The organism is Pseudomonas paralactis, from assembly GCF_001439735.1.
In the GTDB taxonomy this organism is placed as follows: Bacteria; Pseudomonadota; Gammaproteobacteria; order Pseudomonadales; family Pseudomonadaceae; genus Aquipseudomonas; species Aquipseudomonas paralactis.
Window position 1 is genome coordinate 398,383 of record NZ_JYLN01000003.1, and the last position, 19,867, is coordinate 418,249.

Annotated in this window: 18 protein-coding genes, 1 other RNA gene and 2 pseudogenes; 10 read left to right on the top strand and 11 right to left on the bottom strand. The window is 59.2% G+C overall.

The features are described from left to right. Positions 1 to 274 precede the first annotated feature (274 nt). A complete protein-coding gene (locus TX23_RS10010; RefSeq protein WP_057702034.1) occupies positions 275 to 1,252 on the bottom strand; it encodes an NADPH:quinone oxidoreductase family protein in 978 nt (325 codons plus the stop codon). Between the two features lie 150 nt (positions 1,253 to 1,402). Between TX23_RS10010 and TX23_RS10015 the strand changes: the two genes are divergently transcribed. Further along, positions 1,403 to 1,810, top strand: coding sequence for a flagellar basal body-associated protein FliL (locus tag TX23_RS10015; RefSeq protein WP_005792398.1), 408 nt, complete (start codon positions 1,403 to 1,405; stop codon positions 1,808 to 1,810). Between the two features lie 174 nt (positions 1,811 to 1,984). Then, a complete protein-coding gene (locus tag TX23_RS27040; protein ID WP_087149490.1) occupies positions 1,985 to 2,698 on the top strand; it encodes an HNH endonuclease in 714 nt (237 codons plus the stop codon). Here TX23_RS27040 and TX23_RS10025 read toward each other — a convergent pair. Beyond that, entirely contained in the window at positions 2,695 to 3,621 is a 927-nt protein-coding gene (locus TX23_RS10025; RefSeq protein ID WP_057702036.1) for a DNA adenine methylase, read from the bottom strand. The two genes, TX23_RS27040 and TX23_RS10025, sit on opposite strands and share 4 nt — an antisense overlap. Before the next feature lie 950 nt (positions 3,622 to 4,571). After that, positions 4,572 to 4,976: pseudogene (locus TX23_RS10030) on the bottom strand (EVE domain-containing protein); the annotation flags it as partial. Here TX23_RS10030 and TX23_RS10035 point away from each other — a divergent pair. After that, positions 4,970 to 5,209 (top strand): annotated as a pseudogene (locus TX23_RS10035) (flagellar basal body-associated FliL family protein); the annotation flags it as partial. The pseudogenes TX23_RS10030 and TX23_RS10035 overlap by 7 nt on opposite strands. A gap of 41 nt (positions 5,210 to 5,250) precedes the next feature. Here the strand turns inward: TX23_RS10035 and TX23_RS10040 are convergent. The 4 genes from TX23_RS10040 to TX23_RS10055 all read right to left on the bottom strand — a co-directional run bounded on the left by TX23_RS10040 (position 5,251) and on the right by TX23_RS10055 (position 10,566). Then, positions 5,251 to 6,369, bottom strand: coding sequence for an ABC transporter permease (locus tag TX23_RS10040; protein WP_057702037.1), 1,119 nt, complete (start codon positions 6,367 to 6,369; stop codon positions 5,251 to 5,253). Next, positions 6,369 to 9,086, bottom strand: a complete 2,718-nt coding sequence (gene rbbA / locus TX23_RS10045; protein ID WP_057702038.1) for a ribosome-associated ATPase/putative transporter RbbA — start codon at positions 9,084 to 9,086, stop codon at positions 6,369 to 6,371. Before rbbA ends, TX23_RS10040 begins: the two co-directional genes overlap by 1 nt. Then, positions 9,083 to 10,048 carry an HlyD family secretion protein gene (locus TX23_RS10050; protein WP_057702039.1) on the bottom strand — a complete coding sequence of 322 codons (966 nt, stop codon included), beginning with the start codon at positions 10,046 to 10,048 and terminating at the stop codon, positions 9,083 to 9,085. The genes rbbA and TX23_RS10050 overlap by 4 nt, the downstream gene beginning before the upstream one ends. Before the next feature lie 68 nt (positions 10,049 to 10,116). Further along, a complete protein-coding gene (locus tag TX23_RS10055) occupies positions 10,117 to 10,566 on the bottom strand; it encodes an EVE domain-containing protein (RefSeq protein ID WP_057702040.1) in 450 nt (149 codons plus the stop codon). A gap of 194 nt (positions 10,567 to 10,760) precedes the next feature. Between TX23_RS10055 and TX23_RS28175 the strand changes: the two genes are divergently transcribed. Next, complete coding sequence (locus TX23_RS28175) at positions 10,761 to 10,907, top strand: hypothetical protein (RefSeq protein ID WP_087149491.1); 147 nt, start codon at positions 10,761 to 10,763, stop codon at positions 10,905 to 10,907. A 7-nt stretch (positions 10,908 to 10,914) separates the two neighbouring features. Here TX23_RS28175 and TX23_RS10060 read toward each other — a convergent pair whose 3' ends face one another. The 4 genes from TX23_RS10060 to TX23_RS10070 all read right to left on the bottom strand — a co-directional run bounded on the left by TX23_RS10060 (position 10,915) and on the right by TX23_RS10070 (position 12,335). After that, complete coding sequence (locus tag TX23_RS10060; protein ID WP_057702041.1) at positions 10,915 to 11,544, bottom strand: 5-formyltetrahydrofolate cyclo-ligase; 630 nt, start codon at positions 11,542 to 11,544, stop codon at positions 10,915 to 10,917. Between the two features lie 58 nt (positions 11,545 to 11,602). Next, a non-coding RNA gene (ssrS, locus tag TX23_RS27045) (6S RNA) lies at positions 11,603 to 11,781 on the bottom strand. Positions 11,782 to 11,811: 30 nt separating this feature from the next. Next, positions 11,812 to 12,129, bottom strand: a complete 318-nt coding sequence (locus TX23_RS10065; protein ID WP_005792389.1) for a cell division protein ZapA — start codon at positions 12,127 to 12,129, stop codon at positions 11,812 to 11,814. Then, on the bottom strand, positions 12,126 to 12,335 hold the full coding sequence (locus TX23_RS10070; RefSeq protein WP_003177365.1) for a TIGR02449 family protein: 210 nt from the start codon (positions 12,333 to 12,335) through the stop codon (positions 12,126 to 12,128). Before TX23_RS10070 ends, TX23_RS10065 begins: the two co-directional genes overlap by 4 nt. 138 nt (positions 12,336 to 12,473) lie before the next feature. Between TX23_RS10070 and TX23_RS10075 the strand changes: the two genes are divergently transcribed. The 6 genes from TX23_RS10075 to TX23_RS10100 all read left to right on the top strand — a co-directional run bounded on the left by TX23_RS10075 (position 12,474) and on the right by TX23_RS10100 (position 19,786). Beyond that, positions 12,474 to 13,031 carry a YecA/YgfB family protein gene (locus TX23_RS10075; RefSeq protein ID WP_057702042.1) on the top strand — a complete coding sequence of 186 codons (558 nt, stop codon included), beginning with the start codon at positions 12,474 to 12,476 and terminating at the stop codon, positions 13,029 to 13,031. 27 nt (positions 13,032 to 13,058) lie between these two features. Next, positions 13,059 to 14,381 (top strand): Xaa-Pro aminopeptidase, encoded by a 1,323-nt coding sequence (gene pepP / locus TX23_RS10080; protein ID WP_057702043.1) that lies wholly within the window; start codon positions 13,059 to 13,061, stop codon positions 14,379 to 14,381. After that, a complete protein-coding gene (gene ubiH / locus TX23_RS10085) occupies positions 14,378 to 15,565 on the top strand; it encodes a 2-octaprenyl-6-methoxyphenyl hydroxylase (protein ID WP_057702044.1) in 1,188 nt (395 codons plus the stop codon). The genes pepP and ubiH overlap by 4 nt, the downstream gene beginning before the upstream one ends. A gap of 61 nt (positions 15,566 to 15,626) precedes the next feature. Then, entirely contained in the window at positions 15,627 to 16,844 is a 1,218-nt protein-coding gene (locus TX23_RS10090; protein WP_167346930.1) for a 2-octaprenyl-3-methyl-6-methoxy-1,4-benzoquinol hydroxylase, read from the top strand. A 162-nt stretch (positions 16,845 to 17,006) separates the two neighbouring features. After that, positions 17,007 to 18,011 carry an extracellular solute-binding protein gene (locus tag TX23_RS10095; protein WP_057702046.1) on the top strand — a complete coding sequence of 335 codons (1,005 nt, stop codon included), beginning with the start codon at positions 17,007 to 17,009 and terminating at the stop codon, positions 18,009 to 18,011. Positions 18,012 to 18,169: 158 nt separating this feature from the next. Then, positions 18,170 to 19,786, top strand: a complete 1,617-nt coding sequence (locus tag TX23_RS10100) for an ABC transporter permease (protein WP_057702047.1) — start codon at positions 18,170 to 18,172, stop codon at positions 19,784 to 19,786. The last annotated feature ends 81 nt before the right edge of the window (positions 19,787 to 19,867 follow it).

A 19,867-nucleotide genomic window follows, 5' to 3' on the forward strand; every position in this document is an offset into this window, starting at 1 on the left:
CTTGTTTTGACTGCGGATGCGAATGTTACAGTTTCGTTACAGAAAATAGCATCGCCTCTTATCTGCAAACACAGGAAACACGAGCAATTGCATGTTCTTTTACGAACATGTCGCTAATAGATAAGTTGTGGTCGTGATTGGGTCCTAAGACCACTGAGTAACCATTGTGGGAGCTGGCTTGCCTGCGATGGCGGTCTTTCAGGTTCATCTGTAGCAGCTGACCCACCGCTATCGCAGGCAAGCCAGCTCCCACATGGATTGCATTTCAGGTGTGTTATCGGGTTTGGACAACTATTTTACCCACCGCCTTGCGCTGCCCCAGGTCATTGATTGCCTGGGCAGCCTGCTCCAGCGGATACACCTGTGACACCAACGGCTTCAACTTGCCCTCGGCATACCACGTGAACAACTGCTGAAAATTCGCCGCGTTGTCCTGCGGCTGGCGCTGGGCAAACGAGCCCCAGAACACCCCGACTACCGCCGCGCCCTTGAGCAACGCCAGGTTCACCGGCAATTCGGGAATGCGCCCGCTGGCAAACCCCACTACCAGCAGGCGGCCGTTCCAGGCGATGGCGCGGACGGCCTGGTCAAACAGGTCGCCACCCACCGGGTCGTAAATCACGTCAGCGCCATTGCCATCGGTCAGGCGCTTGATCTCGTCCTTGAGGCTGGCATCGCTGTAGTTGATCAACTCATCAGCCCCGGCCGCCTTGGCCACCGCGAGTTTGTCGGCGCTGCTGGCGGCGGCGATCACGCGGGCGCCCATGGCCTTGCCGATTTCCACCGCGGCCAGGCCCACACCGCCGGAGGCGCCTAGCACCAGCAGGGTCTCACCGGGTTGCAGGTTGGCGCGCTGTTTAAGAGCGTGCATCGAGGTGCCGTAGGTCATGCTGAAGGCGGCGGCAATGTTGAAGTCCATGCTCGGCGGAATCGGCAGCACATTATAGCCAGGCACCGCGACCTGCTCGGCAAAGCTGCCCCAACCGGTCAACGCCATTACGCGGTCACCGACCTTCAAATGGCTGACTTTCTCACCCACCTCGCTGACCACGCCTGCCGCTTCGCCACCGGGTGAAAACGGAAAAGGCGGCTTGAACTGGTATTTGCCCTCGATGATCAGGGTGTCCGGGAAATTCACCCCGGCGGCGTGCACGTCCAGCAGGATTTCGTTCTTCTTGATTGCAGGGCTGGCGATCTCTTCCAGCACCAGGGTTTCGGCGGGGCCGAAGGCTTTGCACAGCACAGCTTTCATCGGACTATTCCTTTTGGCATCGTGGCCGATAAGTGTAGGAGGGTGCGCCCGCGGGTCAACGAGCATACCCGTGCCTGATAAGCCCCCATAAGCTTGTGCTCAGCCTTGCTAGCGTTATGCTACCGGGCAACCGAATTCGAGGAATGAACTGTGAAAGCGTGGATCCTGTTGATGCTGGCCCTGACTTTGCCGATGGCAGTCCAGGCCGAAGAAGCCAAAGAAGGCGAGGCGCCGAAGGTCAGCTATATCAGCCTGACCCCGCCGTTCGTGGGTAATTACGGCCTGGATGGCACGGCCAAGCTCAAGGTCTACAAGGCCGACATCGCCCTGCGCGTGACCGGCACCGAAGCAGCTGCGGCGGTCAAAGCCAACGATCCACTGATACGCAACCAACTGGTGGCGCTGTTCACCCAGCAGACCAGCGAGGCCATGAGTACGGTCGAAGGCAAGGAAAAGCTGCGTCAGGAAGCCCTGAAACAAACCCAGCAAGTGATGAATGACGAGACCGGCAAGCCGATGGTGGAAGATTTGCTGTTCAACAACCTCATCATCCAGTGAGCGTATTCAGGAATGTGTTGGCATGTGACTAGCAGAAAATGTAGATATATATAAAAAACTAATGCAGGGCGATTAAATATTAATTGTCTCTCCGGCAACAAGTTTTTAACTGCCACGTTGCATTCTTCAGATTTCCGGTCGCGGCAGTAAATTATTAATATGGCGAGAAATATAATGAGCATGGATTCAGAATTATTACGGTTAGCGAGAAGCGTCACCCAAAAGCGACCTAAGACTGTCATTGATCATATTATTAAGTATGGATTCATTACCACTGATGATCTGAAAGATACATACGGTTATATTCATCCTCCACGTGCCATACGTGATGTTCGAGAGCAAGGTATCCCTGTCGAGACTTATCGAGTGGCGGGCAAGGACGGTAGAAGTATAGCGGCCTATCGCTTTGGTGATCCTGAGAAAGTTGAAGGGCACAAGCTGGGAGGGCGGAAAACTTTTTCTAAGGCTTTCAAGGCCGATTTGGTAGATTATTATGGCGAGCGATGCATGATAAGTAGTGAGCGATACGATGAGCGTTACCTGCAAATTGATCACCGTATACCATATGAAGTTTCTGGTGATTTGATCGGTAGCGAAGGCGATGTATCAAAATTCATGCTGTTGTCAGGTACCGCTCAGCGACAAAAATCTTGGTCATGTGAACATTGTCAAAATCTAACTGACTTTAGAGACTACTCTGTTTGCGCTTCGTGTTATTGGGCAAGCCCTGAGAAATATACTCATGTGGCAATGAAGCAGGAGAGGCAGGTCACCTTAACATTTTCAGGTGACCATTTAGCGTTATTTGATAAGCTTCGAGCGGATGCAGATATTAATCTAAGTCCTATACAGGAATTAATATTTAAAAAGCTCAATAGTGAAGATTAGGAGAGTTCAAATAGATCCGACTGAATCTTCATCTTCCGTTGGTATTTTGTTATGGGATGGTTGTGTGATAGCTTTTTTTCGAGTGCTGGGGATAAATAAAGTGATTCGATAGTGACGTGATCCCGGCCCAAAAGAGTTGCTTGAGTAGAGCGCCCAGCATTGAGTTCAACTTTGGTCAGTGATAAATGAGGGGCCAACGCTCTTCCATAGTTCTTATCTCCACATGTTCCGTCGAAGCTGAGAATATAAGGAACGCCTCGATCATTGAGAGAGTCCAGCTCGGATTCAAGCTCATCTATATCAAGCAAGAAGGCATACCTAGGGTCTCTTTTTCCACTGGTTCCCTGCCAGGGTGGATCCATGTAAATCAGATCCTCGGTGCCAGCATTTTTTATCATGTCCCGAAAGTCACCTGACACGATAGAGGTTTTGCCTTTTAGTAGAGCTGAGGCCAGCTTAGCCTCTTTTAATATTTTTTGGGGCTTAAGCCCTAGGCGACGCTTGTCAGCACCCTGATTAAACTTACCGGAATTGTTGAATCTAACTGAGTTTTTAACGCAGCGAGCTATCAGATACAATAATTCGCACGGGCTTTGAGTTGAATTGTAGCTCTCTCTAGTGGCTAGAAAAAATTCCGCTGGGTCGTCAAGCTGTCCCTGCCACAAAGCATTGTACTTTTCGGATAGTTCGATGGGGTTGTCAATTATTTCTTGCCATAGTTTTGCCAAGGGCTCTAGTTTATCTCCGATCAAAAATTTATCCGCTCGCCCATTTGCGGCGGCTGCTAAAGTGATAGCCGCAGACCCTGCAAATGGTTCGTACAGGCAACGAACAGTATCAGGAAAAAAACTAAGGATAGCTGAGGCGAGTTTTCGCTTGCTACCTTGGTAGGGGATGACGTGGGGAGCAGTTATATACGTCATAATCAGTCAGCCAAGGAGTAAAGAAGTGAGCCGCGAGCTTTTGAGGAATTAAATAATGTCTTCAGCCCGTTATTGCGCCGAAACCCTTCTCTTCGCAACAGCATGGAATAAAGAGATTTGGTAGGGGTGGCACCTGTCAATAAGCTAGAATCCACAGATCTAATTGCATCAACGATTTCTCCTAGCGTCATTGGCGAGGAAGCATGCTTGAGAACTTCAGCCATCATGCTTTCGCACTTACTATGCATAAGTGTTTTCACCCGTTTTCGTCCTATCAGTCATAGAAGGGCTGACGTTAGCATGCCATGGCATGCTCGGCAAGGTGTCTCTGGGGCCTTTCGTCAGATTTGAGCGGGTGTAACACTATGTGTGACTAAGGTGTTGCTTAAGCCAAATGTTTATCCTGAAAACCATGCGAACGCATTGTGGGTGATGGTTAAGTGTAACGCGATAATTTCCGTTTGGATTTCAAGGCGTATTGAGGTCTAGCGCTAAATTCCTCTTGCTGTGATGTGGTAGGTGATGAATTATTTTTTGCAAAGCCAATAGTTAAACGTGACTCTCCAGAAGTTTTTCGGGAGAACATAAGCTTAGTTTAACCCGCGCAAGGATTTATGCGGGTGGTTGGAAGGGTTAAGTGTTTGAGTGGTCATGAATTATAATGTTAGTTATAAAATACTTGATGTTCCACTTTCCTGATATTATTAAGAATTGGCGGTATAAGTTTTGAGTCGCTGTAATAATACGTAATTTTCTTTGTTTTTTTATGTATTCAGTAGCGAACGCCGGCTCATCTAATGTAACCACTTGCGCCGTTGTGACTGATGCGGCGCCTTTAGAGAGCAGCCCCCTTGGGGTAGAAAGCTGCACTGCACTTGAGCCAGGGGGGGGGCGAGAGCGCAGATTGCACTGCTGGCAGCTACAGCGCCGTTGAGAGCAAATGCGCGGCACTACGCCGAATTAATGCGGTGTTCTTGAGTTTTTGCGAGCTTGCTCGCCCCCAACAATCGACTCAAGGCAAGCACGGCAGCCCATTGTTCGGCGGTCACCGGCATCACCGAAAGCCGGCTGCCTTTCTGCACCAGCGGCATTTCGGCAAGAGCGGTTTGCTGCTTTAGATAGCCCAGGCCCAGCACCTTGGGGAAGGTGTTGACGTGGCCCACGGTGATGGCACTCCACGGATTTTTCTCAGCACTGGCCTTGGCGTCGAAATAATGGTTGTCCGGTTCCAGCGCTGTAGGATTCAGCTAGGCAGCCTCGACGATTTTGCCGATGCCGGCAATGCCAGGCTCCGGGCAGTTGGAGTGATAGAAGAAAAACTCATCGCCCACCGTCATGGCGCGCAGAAAATATCGCCCTGCGCGTGACCGGCACCGAAGCAGCTGCGGCGGTCAAAGCCAACGATCCACTGATACGCAACCAACTGGTGGCGCTGTTCACCCAGCAGACCAGCGAGGCCATGAGTACGGTCGAAGGCAAGCAAAAGCTGCGCCAGGAAGCCCTGAAACAAACCCAGCAAGTGATGAATGACGAGACCGGCAAGCCGATGGTGGAAGATTTGCTCTTCAACAATCTGATCATCCAGTAAGGCCGGCGCTTAGCGCTATTCGCGAGGTCCTGCCAGGCGCCTCAGGACGCCAGGCTCTTGCGAAACCGCGCCAACGCTACCGCAAAAAATACCAAGCCAATTCCCGTCAGGGCCAGCAAGTCTGGCCACACCACGCTCAACCCCGCGTCCCTGAATAGAATCGCGGCACTCAAGCTCACAAAATGCGTCGATGGCGAGCCCTGCATCACCCACTGCAACCATTCGGGCATGCTATCCAGCGGCGTACTGCCGCCAGAGAGCAACAGCATGGGAATGATCACCGGGATCGCCAGCAGGCCGAACTGCGGCGTCGAGCGGGCGAGAGTGGCGAGGAAGATCCCCAACGCGGTACTCGCAAACAGGTACAGCGCCGTCACCAGCAGGAACAGGCCCAATGACCCGGCCAGCGGCACGCCGAGCAAGCCTTTGACCACCAGTTCCAGGGACAGCCACGTACACAACACCACCACCAGCATGTTGCTCCAGATTTTTGCCAGCATGATCTCCAGCGCGGTCAGGGGCAGCACCAGCAGATGGTCGAGGGTGCCGTGCTCGCGTTCGCGCAGTAGGGCGGTGCCGGTCAGCACGATGGCGAGGATGGTGATGTTGTTGACGATCTGGATCACCGCCAGGAACCAGCCACCTTCCAGGTTGGTATTGAACAAGGCCCGAGTGGTCAGCAGGGCCGGAGCTTTGCCGGCAGCGTCGGCCTGACCGCTGTAGGTCAGCAGTTCGCGTTGGAAAATCCGCCCGATGTAACCCGCGCCCATGAAGGCCTGGCTCATTGCCGTGGCATCGATGTTCACCTGCACCCCCGGCTGGCGCCCCGCCAACAGGTCGGCCTGGAAATTCGCCGGTACATTGACGACGAAGGTGTATTGGCCGCTGTCCATGACCTTGTCCAGCTGGTCGTAGGCCAGTGGCGCCGGCGCCTGGAATTCCGGTGGTTGCAGGGCCTCGGCCATTTGCCGCGAGAGCGCGCTGTGATCTTCATCGACAAAGGCCACGCTGGCGTTGTGCACGCCAATCACCGAACCGGCAGCGGGCATGTAGATCGCCACGGTGAAGGCGTAGAACAGAAATAGTAGCAACACGCTGTCGTGGCGCAGGCTGGTGAGTTCCTTTAGCCCCAGGCGCAGGATATGGGCGAGCTTGTGCATCAGGCCTCCTGCTTCTTGAGCATCACCAGGCTCAGCCCGGTAAAACCGACGAAAAATCCGAACAAGGCCAGGCATTGTGGCCACAACTGGCGCAGGTCCAGGGCCTTGGTGAAGGTGCCCACCGCAATATCCAGAAAGTGCCCGGCCGGAAACAGCATGCCCATCAGCGCCGCCGCACCTTCCAGGGACGAGCGCGGCACGATCAGCCCGGAAAACTGGATGGTCGGCAGACTGGTGATGATCATGGTGCCGAGGATCGCCGCGATCTGGGTGCGGGTGAACGCCGAGATCAGCAGGCCCATGCTCGTGGTCGCCAGCACGTACAACAGGCCACCGAAAGCCAGGGTCAGGCCGCTGCCTTTGAACGGTACACCGAACAACCAGCGGTTCATCGCCACCAGCAGTGCCAGGTTAACCAGGCTCACGGCCAGATAGGGCACTTGTTTGCCCAACAGGAACTCCAGGCGCGTCAGTGGTGTGGCATAGAAGTTGGTGATCGACCCCAGCTCCTTCTCGCGCACAATGCCGAGGGCGGTAAGCATGGCCGGAATGAACGCCAGGATCAGCGCCATCACGCCAGGGCCAATGGCATTCACGCTGACCACGTCCTGGTTGTAGCGAAAGCGTGTTTCAAGCTTGACGGCGGCCCGGTTGTTCAAGGGTAAGCTACTGAGTTCAGCCAGTTGCGCAAGGTTGCTCTGGTGCACGGCCTCCACGTAGTTGCGGCTGGTTTCAGCGCGAAACGGCATGCCGCCGTCGAGCCAGGCTGCGACAGTGGGCTGGCGGCCAGCGTAGAGGTCACGGCCAAAGCCGGGTGGGATCTCCAGGGCCAGTTTGATTTCCGAACGTTGCAGGCGCCGGTGCAATTCGTTGGCGTCGCGAATGGGGGCTTGCTCGGCGAAATAGCGCGAACTGCGAAATGCCTCTAGATAGGCGCGGCTTTGCGGGGTTTGGTCCTGGTCGTAGACGGCGAAGGCGAGGTTTTCCACGTCCAGGGAAATGCCGTAGCCGAAGATCACCATCATGAACATCGCCCCGAGCAGGGCGAAGGCCATGCGTACCTTGTCGCGCAGCAGCTCCTTGCCTTCGCGGCTCGCCACGGCTAACCACCGCGCCAGGCTGAAGCCGTGTTTGCTTGCGGGCGGCGCGTGGGCATCGTTGACGGTTGCACGGGCCGCGCTGGGTTCGGGTTTGCCCTGGGCCTGCTCCAGGCAGGTGACGAAAGCCGCCTCCAGGGTATCGCCGTGGAACTGCTGTTGCAGCGCCTCGGGCGTGTCGCAGGCCAACACCTTGCCTGCATGCATCAAGGAGATGCGGTCGCAGCGCTGGGCTTCGTTCATAAAGTGGGTTGACAGGAAGATGGTCACGCCTTGTTGCCGCGACAACTCGATCAGCAACCGCCAGAAATCATCCCGCGCCGCCGGGTCGACGCCCGAGGTGGGCTCATCGAGGATCAGCACTTCCGGGCGATGCAGCACCGCAACCGCCAAGGACAAACGCTGGCGCAGGCCAAGGGGTAACTCGCCGGAGGGCTGTTCGGCCACTTCACCGAGGTCGAAACGTTGGATCAGCTCATCGATGCGCGGACCGCTGTCGGCCTTGGGCAGGTCGAACAGTTGCGCATGCAGCACCAGGTTCTGGCGCACGCTCAGTTCGCCATACAGCGAGAAGCTCTGCGACATGAAACCTACGCGCTTGCGGGTCGCCAGGTCCTTGGCGTCCACGGGCTTGCCCAGCAGGATTGCACTGCCCTCGGTGGCCGGCATCAGCCCGGTCAGGACTTTCATGGTGGTGGTCTTGCCGCAGCCGTTGGAACCGAGGAAGCCGAAGATCTCGCCGCGGCCAATGGCAAAGCTGACGTTGTTCACCGCGGTGAAATCGCCAAAGCGCAGGGTCAGGTCGTGGGCTTGGATGGCGATATCGGCGTTGCCGCCTGTGCGCGGTGGAATTACCAGCGGCTGGCTGTCGTGGGCACTGTCGCCCTGGAAGTGGGTGAAGGCCTCATCCAGTTTGCCGCTGGGCGTTATCGCTGCCAGTTCGCGGCTCAGTCCATCGGCGATCAACCTGCCACGGTCGAGCATCAGGCAATGCTCGAATTGCTCGGCCTCTTCCATGTAGGCGGTGGCCACCAGCAGTGTCAGTTGCGGGCGCTCACTGCGTACGCTATCTACCAGCTCCCAGAAACGCCGGCGGGACAGCGGATCGACGCCGGTGGTGGGTTCGTCGAGGATCAACAGGTCCGGATCATGGATCAGTGCGCAGCACAAGCCGAGCTTCTGTTTCATCCCGCCAGAGAGCTTGCCTGCCGGGCGCTCGGCAAAGCGTGCGAGGTCGGTGGCGAGCAGCAGGTTGTGCGTGCGCTGGTCGCAATCGGCTTTCGACAGGCCGAACAAGGTGGCGAAGAAACGGATGTTCTCGCTGATGGACAGCTCGGGGTACAGATTGCCGCCCAGGCCCTGGGGCATAAAGGCGATGCGCGCGTACAGGCTATTGCGGTGGCGACGGTCCTGGATGGAACCTCCGAGCACCTGCAACTGGCCTTCCTGCAGCTTTTTAACCCCGGCGATCAGACCCAGCAGGCTCGACTTGCCGGCGCCGTCCGGACCTATCAACCCGCAGCGGGTACCGGCTGGCAAGCTGAAGGCAATGTCGAGCAGTGCCTGTTGCTTGCCGTAGCGGTGGTTGATCCCCGTGGCGTGCAGCGCCAGGCCGCTCATTGCAGGTTGGCCGGCCAGTCGATATCGGCTGTGCGCACATAGCCCGCGCCGGGCATGCCCGGTTTTGCTTGTGGTACGGCGCTGGGTTGAGTCAGGCGCAATTTGACGCGGAACACCAGTTTCTGCCGCTCATCGCGGGTTTCGACTTCCTTGGGAGTGAACTGGGATTTGGCCGCAACAAAACTGATTTTGGCCGGCAGCGCTTGCTGGGGCAGGGCGTCGAGCAGGATGCGTGCTTCACTGCCGACGGTCAGGCGGCCGGTGACGGAGGCGGGCAGGTAGAGATTCATGTACTGGTCATTGGGGTCAATCAGCAGCAACACGCGCCCACCCGCGCCGAGCACTTCGCCCGGCTCGGCCAGGCGCAATTGGATGATGCCGTCGATGGGTGCACGCAGGCTGCTGTCGTCGATCTCGCTGGTGAGTTGGGCTACCTGGGCCTGGGCTGCGCCGATGGCGGCCTTCACCGCGTTGACCTGGGCTTGGGCGGCGATCACTGCCGCGTTGCCGGTGTTCTGGCGCGCTTGCTGCTGGTCGATCAATTGGCTGCTGGCGAAGCCGCGCCGGTACAGCTCTTGGGTGCGCTTGAGTTCCTGGCTGGCCAGCAGTTGCTCGCTTTGGCGCAACTGCACGTTGGCTTCAGCAGAGGCGAAGTTTTCCTTGGCGCGTAACACCTCTGCTTCGGCCTGGGCGCGTTGGGCTTGCAGGGTGCGGGTGTCCATGCGCGCCAGCAACTGGCCCTTGAGCACTTTGTCGCCTTCATCCACGTGCACTTCGGCCAGGCGCCCGGGGATCTTGGCGGCGATTTGCACTTCGGTGGACTCCAGGCGCCCATTGCCCATGCTCAAGCCCTCGGGCAGGCGGTCCTGGGTCGAACGCCAGTAGCCAAAGGCCCCCGCCCCCAGCAAGAGGACGATCAGGGCGATGGCGAACAGACGGGACGTATGGTGGTTCGTAGACATGGCTGCATCCTGCGGCGTTAGCGTCCAGTGTGATGGGTTTGGCCCGTGAGGGTCTTGATATCGGTCAGTTAAAGCAGCTGAAGGATGGCCGCCCATTGTTCAGGCGTGACCGCCATGACCGAAAGCCGGCTGCCTTTCTGCACCAGCGGCATTTCGGCAAGCGCGGTTTGCTGCTTTAGATAGCCCAGGCCCAGCACCTTGGGGAAGGTGTTGACGTGGCCCACGGTGATGGCACTCCACGGATTTTTCTCCGCACTGGCCTTGGCGTCGAAATAATGGCTGTCCGGTTCCAGCGCGGTTGGATCCGGGTACGCTGCCTCGACGATTTTTCCGATGCCGGCAATACCCGGCTCCGGGCAACTGGAGTGGTAGAAGAAAAATTCGTCGCCCACCGCCATGGCGCGCAAAAAGTTGCGTGCCTGATAGTTACGCACCCCATCCCAGCGGGCTTCGCCGAGCTTTTCCAGGTCCCTGATGGACAGTTCGTCAGGCTCGGATTTCATCAGCCAGTAGGCCATTTTGGGGCTCCTGAAAAAGGCATTGGGCAAGTTGTCGGGCAATTGCATGACAAACCGACAGTCGGTTGGCGTCAAGGTTTGCGTGTTGGTTCACGTTACCGCAGAATGCGCGCTTTTAGGCTTGGCGCAGCTGCAACGGACTACTTTGGAACGTTGTTGTCATCGTGTACGAGGTGCCTGAAGGGGGGCAATCGATGCAACGTAAACCGGATTTACTATGGATTTTGGTTATTTTGTTTGGTCTGGGCGTCGTGACCACCGGATATGCCCAGAGCTTGTGGTCCAACAAGACCGATGCACCGGTTGAGCTCACGCCAGTGCAGCAACAATTCAAGCGTTAATACGGCTTCAAGGCGTCGCTGGTTCCAGCGACGTTTGTGCAACATACCAATGCTTATCGGTGACAGTGCCCGCCAGCGGCACGTCCCAACTCGCCTGCGCCAAGCGTTCTACCTGCTGACATTCATGGGCCAGGCCCAGCAAGGTCGGCTTGCGCCAGCTTTTGCGTCTGGCGAGGTAAGCCAGGCTGCGGTCGTAGAACCCGCCGCCCATGCCCAGGCGTCCACCTTCGCTATCGAACCCCACCAATGGCAATAGCACCAGGTCGAGCGCCCAGACTTTGCGCTGTTGATGGGCATTGACCCGCGGCTCAAGAATACCAAAGCGGTTGGGCGATAATTTATCCCCGCGCCGCACGCGCTGGAACACCATCTTGGTGCGCGGCCAGGCGCTCAGTACCGGTAGATAGGTTGCCTTGCCACGGCGCTGCGCTGCGCGCAGCAGCAAGCGCGGATCGATTTCACCGTCCGTCGGCAGGTATAAGGAAATATGTTTGGCCCGGCGAAACAGCGGGTGCTGTGCCAGTTGCCGGTACAGGCCAAGGGCGGCCTGGCGCTGCTCGCTCGGTGTGAGGGCGCGGCGGGCCTTGCGCAACATGCGTCGAAGTTGCGGACGGGAAAGCGGCGCAGGTTCGGTCATGGCTTATCGGCTCATAAAACAATGCCAGTCCTGGGACTGGCATTGAGTTTGGGAATTCAGGCTCCCCGACAGAGCCGCTGTCGACTTAGCCCTTGAACCCGAAAGTTCAAGGTGGAAGAAGCAGTAGGCTTTAAGGCTTTCCGTCTAGCGGACATGCACACCAGCCCAACGTGCAACTTCCAGGGTAGTGCGAATCGGCTCAGGGACATCGCCGACTGGCAAACACGCCAGGGAGTGGGGCGAGTATACCTTAAACAGACTCGGCAATCAGCCCTTGGGTGCGTCGGAATCGGTGGAAAGCACCAGATCCACGCGTTCGAGCAGGTCACGCACTTGCTCACGCGTCGAACCGCTGGCCTGCACATCAGGGCGTTCCTGCTTGTGCAGCAGATCGTGGGTAATGTTCAGCGCGGCCATTACGGCGATGCGGTCGGCGCCGATGACTTTGCCGCTGCTGCGGATTTCACGCATCTTGCCGTCCAGGTAACGGGCAGCGCTCACCAGATTGCTGCGTTCTTCCTGGGGGCAGATGATCGAATATTCTTTGTCGAGGATCTGCACGGTAACGCTATTGCTTGAACTCATGAGTCTTGCTCCAGGGCCTTCAGGCGCGAAATCATCGATTCGACCTTACGCCGGGCGATTTCGTTTTTTTCAATGAGGTGAGCGCGTTCCTCGCGCCAGGTCTTTTCCTGAGCTAATAGGAGTCCGTTTTGACTCTTTAGTTGCTCGACCCGATCAATTAGCAGTTCGAGTCTGGCCATCAGCGCTTGCAGGTCGGTGTCTTCCATTGGGTTCCACTGGATTTGTCTGATGAATGGCAACTGCAGGATAAACGATCTGACGCCCTTGATAGTCTTGGTACGTCTGCCGGTGCTAGGATACAGCGCTCCATTCTAGACATTGCGCCGTCTGGCGCCTAGCTCACCATGCCCATTCAGAATTCCCCGTACGACGCTTTTTCCAAACTGCTGAGCACCAGCGGTCACCCATGCTCGCCTGCCGAACTGCACGGCGTGCTGTTGGGCCGCAGTTGCACCGGCGTGGGCTTTGATGCCGACAACTGGCTGGCCGACGTGGCCGAGCTGCTGGAAACCGAACCGACCGAAAACGTGCGTAACGCGCTGATTGGCCTGCAAGAGATGGTCAAGGGCGAGCTGACCGGTGATGACGTCACCGTGGTCCTGCTGCTGCCGACCGACGACGCCCCGCTCGCTGAACGCGCTGCCGCGTTGGGCCAATGGTGCCAGGGCTTCCTCCACGGTTTCGGCGTAAACGCCGGCGGCCTGGAACTGAGCACCGATGCCAAGGAAGTGCTGCAAGACCTGGCGGCCATCTCCCAGGTGCAAGATGCCCTGGAAGAATCCGAAGACGGCGAAGGCGACTACATGGAAGTAATGGAATACCTGCGCGTGGCACCGCTGCTGCTGTTCACCGAGACCAAAAAGTCCGCTGAACCGGCCGCACCCAAGCCTTCGCTGCACTAAGACGCAAGAAAGGAAGTCCATCTGCCCATGATCCATATCCCCAAAGCGGAATACACCCGTCGCCGCAAGGCGCTCATGGCGCAGATGGAACCCAATAGCATCGCGATCCTGCCGGCCGCTGCGGTAGCGATCCGCAACCGTGATGTCGAGCATGTCTACCGCCAGGACAGCGACTTCCAGTACCTGAGCGGCTTCCCCGAGCCCGAAGCCGTGATCGTGCTGATGCCCGGCCGCCAGCACGGCGAGTACGTGTTGTTCTGCCGCGAGCGCAATGCCGAGCGCGAATTGTGGGATGGCCTGCGTGCGGGCACCGAGGGCGCGATTCGCGACTTTGGCGCTGACGACGCGTTCCCCATTACCGATATTGACGACATCCTGCCCGGCCTGATCGAAGGCCGCGACCGGGTGTATTCAGCCATGGGCAGCAATGCCGAATTCGACCGCCATGTGATGGAGTGGATCAACGTGATCCGTTCCAAAGCGCACCTGGGCGCCCAGCCGCCGAACGAATTCGTTGCCTTGGATCATCTGCTGCACGACATGCGCCTGTATAAATCGGCGGCAGAAGTAAGGGTGATGCGTGAGGCCGCGCGCATTTCCTGCGCGGCCCATGTGCGGGCGATGCAGGCCAGCCGTGCCGGTTTGCATGAGTTCAGCCTGGAGGCCGAGCTGGATTACGAGTTCCGCAAGGGCGGTGCGAAAATGCCGGCCTACGGCTCCATCGTTGCCGCCGGGCGCAACAGCTGCATCCTGCATTACCAGCAAAATGACGCATTGCTCAAGGATGGCGACCTGGTGCTGATCGACGCCGGTTGTGAGATCGACTGCTACGCCAGCGACATCACCCGCACCTGGCCGGTCAACGGCAAGTTTTCGCCCGAACAAAAGGCGATCTACGAGATTGTGCTGGCCTCCCAGGAAGCCGCCTTTGAGCAGATCGCACCGAACAAGCATTGGAACCAGGCCCACGAGGCCACCGTGCAGGTCATCACCGCCGGGTTGGTGAAGCTGGGGTTGCTGCACGGTGACGTTGGCGAGCTGATCGCCAGCGAAGCCTATCGCGCTTTCTACATGCACCGCGCCGGCCATTGGCTGGGCATGGATGTACACGATGTAGGCGAGTACAAGGTCGGCGGTGAATGGCGTGTGCTGGAAGTCGGCATGGCCTTGACCGTGGAGCCGGGGATCTATATTTCACCGGACAACCAGAACGTGGCAAAGAAATGGCGTGGCATTGGCGTACGCATCGAGGACGACGTGATAGTGACCAAGCAAGGCTGTGAAATCCTGACCGGTGCGGCGCCCAAGACCGTTGCCGAGATCGAATCGCTGATGGCGGCCGCCCGATGAGCCGGGTCAATCTGGCGATTATCGGCGGTGGTCTGGTGGGCGCCAGCCTGGCCCTGGCGTTGCAGGCCGGTGCCAAGGCGCGCGGCTGGAAGATCATGCTGATCGAACCGTTTGCCCCGGGCGACAGCTACCAACCCAGTTACGATGCGCGTTCGTCGGCGCTGTCCTTTGGTGCCCGCCAGATTTATCAGCGCCTGGGCGTATGGCAGGACATTGCCCGCCGCGCCGAGCCGATCAAGCAGATTCATGTATCGGACCGTGGGCGTTTCTCTACCGCGCGCTTGTCCGCCATGGAAGAGGGCGTACCGGCCCTGGGCTACGTGGTGGAAAACGCCTGGCTGGGCCAATGCCTGTGGCAAGGCCTGGATAAAGACGTCGTCAGCTGGCGCTGCCCCGCGCAAGTCACACGCATGGAGCCGCTGCCCGATGGCTATCGCCTGACGCTCGACGATGAAACCGTACTGGAATGCGATCTCGCGGTGTTGGCCGACGGCGGCCGCTCCGGTTTGCGTGAGCAACTGGGCATTGGCGTCAAAACCCGGCCTTACAACCAGAGCGCCCTGATCGCCAATATCACCCCGAGCGAAGCCCACAATGGCGAAGCGTTCGAACGTTTCACCGATGAAGGGCCGATGGCCTTGTTGCCGCTGCCGGACAACCGTTGCGCACTGGTCTGGACCCGCATCGGCATGGACGCCCAGCGCCTGGCCGACCTCGACGAGCGCAGTTTCCTGAGTGAGTTGCAGGGCGTGTTCGGTTATCGCCTGGGCACCCTCAAGCAAGTGGGCGCCCGACATTTGTACCCGCTGACCCTGGTGGAAGCCGAAGAGCAAGTGCGCTCTCATCTTGCAGTCCTCGGCAATGCCGCCCACAGCCTGCACCCGATTGCCGGGCAGGGTTTCAACCTGTCCCTGCGCGATGCCAATGCCCTGGCCGAAGCTTTGCTGGCCGGGCCTGCGGTGCCAGGTGACCTGGCGACCTTGCAAGGCTATCGCGAGCGCCAGCGCCTCGACCAACAACTGACCGTAGGCTTTTCCGACCAGGTCACACGCCTGTTTGGCAGCGGCCAGCCGTTAATGGCGCTGGGCCGTAACCTGGGCCTGCTCGGCCTGGATCTGTTGCCGCCGGCCAAACGCTGGTTCGCCCGCCAGGCCATGGGTCTGGGCACGCGCTCCGATGTCTGAGCCGGCCCATCATTTTATTTGCGGCCTGTGCCGCACACGAGACAAGGCTTAAAGCATGGACATGCGCGCAGATGTGCTGATTGTCGGGGCCGGAATGGTCGGAAGCGCCCTGGCGCTGGCGTTGCAGGGCAGTGGCTTGCAGGTGCTGCTGCTCGACGGCAGCCCGTTGAGCGTCAAGCCGTTTGAGTCGGCTGCGGCGTTTGAACCTCGGGTGAGCGCGTTGTCGGCGGCCAGCCAGCGCATTCTTGAGCGCCTGGGCGTGTGGGACGGCATCGTAGAGCGGCGTGCCAGCCCTTACGGCGAAATGCAGGTGTGGGACGGCAGCGGTACCGGGCAGATCCACTTCTCGGCGGCCAGTGTGCATGCCGAGGTGCTCGGGCATATCGTCGAAAACCGCGTGGTGCAGGATGCCTTGCTGGATCGCCTGCATGACTGCGACCTCGGCCTGCTGGCCAATGCGCGCCTGGAACAGATGCGCCGCTCCGGCGATGACTGGCTGCTGACCCTGGCTGACGGTCGCAAGTTGCGTGCGCCGCTGGTAGTGGCCGCCGATGGCGCCAACTCCGCCGTACGCCGCCTGACCGGCACCCCGACCCGCGAGTGGGATTACCTGCATAACGCCATTGTCACCAGCGTGCGCAGCAGCCAGCCACACCAGCGCACGGCGTGGCAACGCTTTACCGATACCGGCCCGCTGGCGTTCCTGCCGCTGGTGCGCGATGGGCAGGAAGATTGGTGTTCGATCGTCTGGTCGACCACGCCCGCCGAATCCGAGCGCTTGATGGCGCTGGATGATGAAAGCTTCTGCCGGGAACTGGAGCGTGCCTTTGAGGGGCGCCTGGGCACTGTGATCAGCGCTGACCCCCGCATTTGCGTGCCGTTGCGCCAGCGCCATGCCAAACGCTACGTGGCCGAGGGCCTGGCGCTGATCGGCGATGCTGCCCACGTGATTCACCCGTTGGCGGGGCAGGGCGTTAACCTGGGCTTTCTTGATGCGGCGGTGCTGGCCGAAGTGCTGCTGGCGGCAACTGAGCGCGGCGAGCGCCTGGCCGATGTGAAAGTGCTGAGCCGTTACGAGCGACGTCGCATGCCCCACAACCTGGCGCTGATGGCGGCGATGGAAGGCTTCGAGCGCTTGTTCCAGGCCGATCAACTGCCGCTGCGCTGGTTGCGTAATGCGGGTTTGAAAATCGTCGACCAGATGCCCGAAGCCAAGGCGGTGTTTGTGCGCCAGGCACTGGGTTTGACTGGCGATCTTCCCGAACTCGCCAAACCCTGAACTGACAATACAACCCTCTGTGGGAGCCGGGCTTGCCCGCGATGAGGCCGTCAGCTCCAGCGCATATTCTGGCTGTGCAACATCTGGTAACGCCTCCGCCGAGCGTTACCAAATGTGAGTCCTTATCATTTGCCCTCAATTTGCAAATGAGAGACCGCACCCATGTTGGCACCCAAGCGCCTCCTGACTGCCCTGGCACTCACCCTGATCGGCAGCACCACCGTGCAGGCGGCCGACGAAGTCGTGGTCTACTCCTCGCGAATCGACGAGTTGATCAAGCCGGTATTCGACGCCTACACCAAGAAGACCGGGGTGCAGGTCAAGTTCATCACCGACAAGGAAGCGCCGCTGATGCAGCGCATCAAGGCTGAGGGCGAGAACGCCACCGCCGATCTGCTGCTCACCGTTGACGCCGGCAACCTCTGGCAGGCCGAGCAAATGGGCATCCTGCAACCGTTCACTTCCGCCGTCATCGACAAGAATATCCCGCTGCAGTATCGCTCGTCGGCCCACGCCTGGACCGGCTTGAGCCTGCGCGCGCGCACCATCGCCTACTCCACCGACCGGGTCAAACCAGGCGAACTGACCACCTACGAAGCCCTGGCCGACAAGCAATGGGAAGGCCGCCTGTGCCTGCGCACGGCGAAAAAAGTCTACAACCAGTCACTCACCGCCACCTTGATCGAAACCCATGGCGCGGCCAAGACCGAAGAGATCGTCAAAGGCTGGGTCAACAACCTGTCCACCGACGTGTTCTCCGATGATATCGCCGTGCTGGAAGCCATCAATGCGGGGCAGTGCGACGTGGGTATCGTCAACACCTACTACTACGGTCGCCTGCACAAGCAGAAGCCGGATTTGGCCGTCAAACTGTTCTGGCCGAACCAGGGCGACCGTGGCGTGCATGTGAACCTGTCGGGCATAGGCCTGACCAGGCACGCGCCGCACCCGCAAGCGGCCAAGGCACTGGTGGAGTGGATGACCACGCCAGAGGCGCAGAAGATCTTTGCCGACGTGAACCAGGAGTTCCCGGCCAACCCGGCGGTACCGCCGTCGGCGGAAGTAGCGAGTTGGGGCAAGTTCGTGGCCGATACCTTGCCGGTGGAAGTGGCGGGCAAGCGCCAGGCCGAAGCCATTCGCCTGATGGATCGCGCTGGCTGGAACTGAGTTTGTAAATTGCCTCAGATCAAATGTGGGAGGGGGCTTGCCCCCGATAGCGGTGTATCAGTCTAATCGTCACTGACTGGCACTCCGCCATCGGGAGCAAGCCCCCTCCCACATTGTTTTGTGTTTGTCTCCAATAGTCTGTGCATAGAGAGCTTCCCTTGGCCCACCCCGCCCAACGCCGCTGGTACCTGCCGGTCTTCTCCGTCGCCGCCTTGGTGTTGTTGCCGCTGAGTGTGCTGCTGTTGTCCTGGCAAAGCATCGACCACCAGATCTGGTCCCACCTCTGGGACACCCAGATGCCGCGCTTGCTGGGCAATACCCTGACCCTGGTACTTGGCGTCGGTATCGGCGTGACGCTGCTGGGTGTGAGCCTGGCCTGGCTGACCAGTCTTTGCGAATTCCCCGGGCGGCGCTGGCTTGATTGGGCCTTGATGCTGCCCTTTGCGATTCCAGCCTATGTGCTGGCCTTTGTATTTGTGGGCCTGCTGGATTTTGCCGGTCCCGTGCAAACCCTGCTGCGCGAATGGTTTGGCACAGGGCTGCGGTTGCCGCGGGTGCGCTCCACCAGCGGCGTAGTCATCGTGTTGGTGCTGGTGTTCTATCCCTATGTCTACCTGCTGGCACGTTCTGCGTTTCTGGCTCAGGGCAAGGGTTTGATGGAGGCGGCGCGGGTGTTGGGGCAATCGCCCTGGCAAGCGTTCTGGCGCGTGGCGTTGCCGATGGCGCGGCCAGCGATTGGTGCCGGTGTGGCCCTTGCGTTGATGGAGACCCTGGCGGATTTCGGCGCCGTCTCGGTGTTCAACTTCGACACCTTCACCACGGCTATCTACAAAACCTGGTACGGCTTTTTCAGTCTTTCCAGCGCCGCTCAACTGGCCAGCCTGTTGCTGCTGGTGGTGATGCTGGTGCTGTATGGCGAGCGGCGTGCGCGCGGTGCCAGCCGACCGAGCAATGAGCGCCCGCGCGGCAAGGCGTTGTACCACTTGCGTGGGCTGAAGGCCGTGGCGGCCAGCGCTTGGTGCGGCCTGGTATTCGCTTGTGCATTTGTGATCCCGATGCTGCAACTGGTGGCCTGGTTCTGGCAACGCGGGCGCTTCGACCTGGATGAGCGCTACACGGGCCTGATCATCCACACCCTCTACCTGGGCGGTATCGCCGCGCTGATTACGGTCAGCGTGGCAATGATCCTGGCCTTTGCCAACCGCCTGGCGCCGACCCGGGCGATTCGCTCCGGCATCAGCCTGGCCAATGTCGGTTATGCCTTGCCGGGCTCGGTGCTGGCGGTGTCGATCATGCTGGCGTTCAGCTACCTGGACCGCGAGCTGGTGGTGCCGGTGTCCGGCTGGCTGGGAGGCGCGGGCAAGCCCTTGCTGCTGGGCAGCCTGTCGGCACTGGTGCTGGCTTATCTGGTGCGGTTCGTGGCGGTGGCCTATGGGCCGTTGGAAAACAGCCTGGCGCGCATTCGCCCGTCATTGCCCGAAGCTGCACGCAGCCTGGGGGTGAGCGGTCCACGACTGTTTTGCAAAGTGTATCTGCCGTTGTTGTTGCCCGGCACCTTGAGCGCGGCGTTGCTGGTGTTTGTGGATGTGCTCAAGGAAATGCCCGCGACGTTGCTGATGCGCCCCTTTGGCTGGGACACCCTGGCGGTCCGCATCTTTGAAATGACCAGTGAAGGCGAATGGGCGCGGGCTTCTTTGCCGGCGCTGACCCTGGTGCTGGTCGGGCTGTTACCGGTCATCGGGCTGATTCGTCGCTCTGCCCGACAAATCGGTTAGGTGCCAGTCCTACGGCTTGAGGCTACAATGCGCGGCATTCGGTGCGCTCCGTCTTTCGGATCGACCTGCTGTATGTGGCTG

Bases quoted from the DNA above. Each gene is read 5' to 3' on its own strand.
- TX23_RS10010 (WP_057702034.1), bottom strand. From the start codon at position 1,252: ATGAAAGCTGTGCTGTGCAAAGCCTTCGGCCCCGCCGAAACCCTGGTG.
- TX23_RS27040 (WP_087149490.1), top strand. From the start codon at position 1,985: ATGAGCATGGATTCAGAATTATTACGGTTAGCGAGAAGCGTCACCCAA.
- TX23_RS10025 (WP_057702036.1), bottom strand. From the start codon at position 3,621: ATGACGTATATAACTGCTCCCCACGTCATCCCCTACCAAGGTAGCAAG.
- TX23_RS10040 (WP_057702037.1), bottom strand. From the start codon at position 6,369: ATGCACAAGCTCGCCCATATCCTGCGCCTGGGGCTAAAGGAACTCACC.
- rbbA (WP_057702038.1), bottom strand. From the start codon at position 9,086: ATGAGCGGCCTGGCGCTGCACGCCACGGGGATCAACCACCGCTACGGC.
- TX23_RS10050 (WP_057702039.1), bottom strand. From the start codon at position 10,048: ATGTCTACGAACCACCATACGTCCCGTCTGTTCGCCATCGCCCTGATC.
- TX23_RS10055 (WP_057702040.1), bottom strand. From the start codon at position 10,566: ATGGCCTACTGGCTGATGAAATCCGAGCCTGACGAACTGTCCATCAGG.
- TX23_RS28175 (WP_087149491.1), top strand. From the start codon at position 10,761: ATGCAACGTAAACCGGATTTACTATGGATTTTGGTTATTTTGTTTGGT.
- TX23_RS10060 (WP_057702041.1), bottom strand. From the start codon at position 11,544: ATGACCGAACCTGCGCCGCTTTCCCGTCCGCAACTTCGACGCATGTTG.
- TX23_RS10065 (WP_005792389.1), bottom strand. From the start codon at position 12,129: ATGAGTTCAAGCAATAGCGTTACCGTGCAGATCCTCGACAAAGAATAT.
- TX23_RS10070 (WP_003177365.1), bottom strand. From the start codon at position 12,335: ATGGAAGACACCGACCTGCAAGCGCTGATGGCCAGACTCGAACTGCTA.
- TX23_RS10075 (WP_057702042.1), top strand. From the start codon at position 12,474: ATGCCCATTCAGAATTCCCCGTACGACGCTTTTTCCAAACTGCTGAGC.
- pepP (WP_057702043.1), top strand. From the start codon at position 13,059: ATGATCCATATCCCCAAAGCGGAATACACCCGTCGCCGCAAGGCGCTC.
- ubiH (WP_057702044.1), top strand. From the start codon at position 14,378: ATGAGCCGGGTCAATCTGGCGATTATCGGCGGTGGTCTGGTGGGCGCC.
- TX23_RS10090 (WP_167346930.1), top strand. From the start codon at position 15,627: ATGCGCGCAGATGTGCTGATTGTCGGGGCCGGAATGGTCGGAAGCGCC.
- TX23_RS10095 (WP_057702046.1), top strand. From the start codon at position 17,007: ATGTTGGCACCCAAGCGCCTCCTGACTGCCCTGGCACTCACCCTGATC.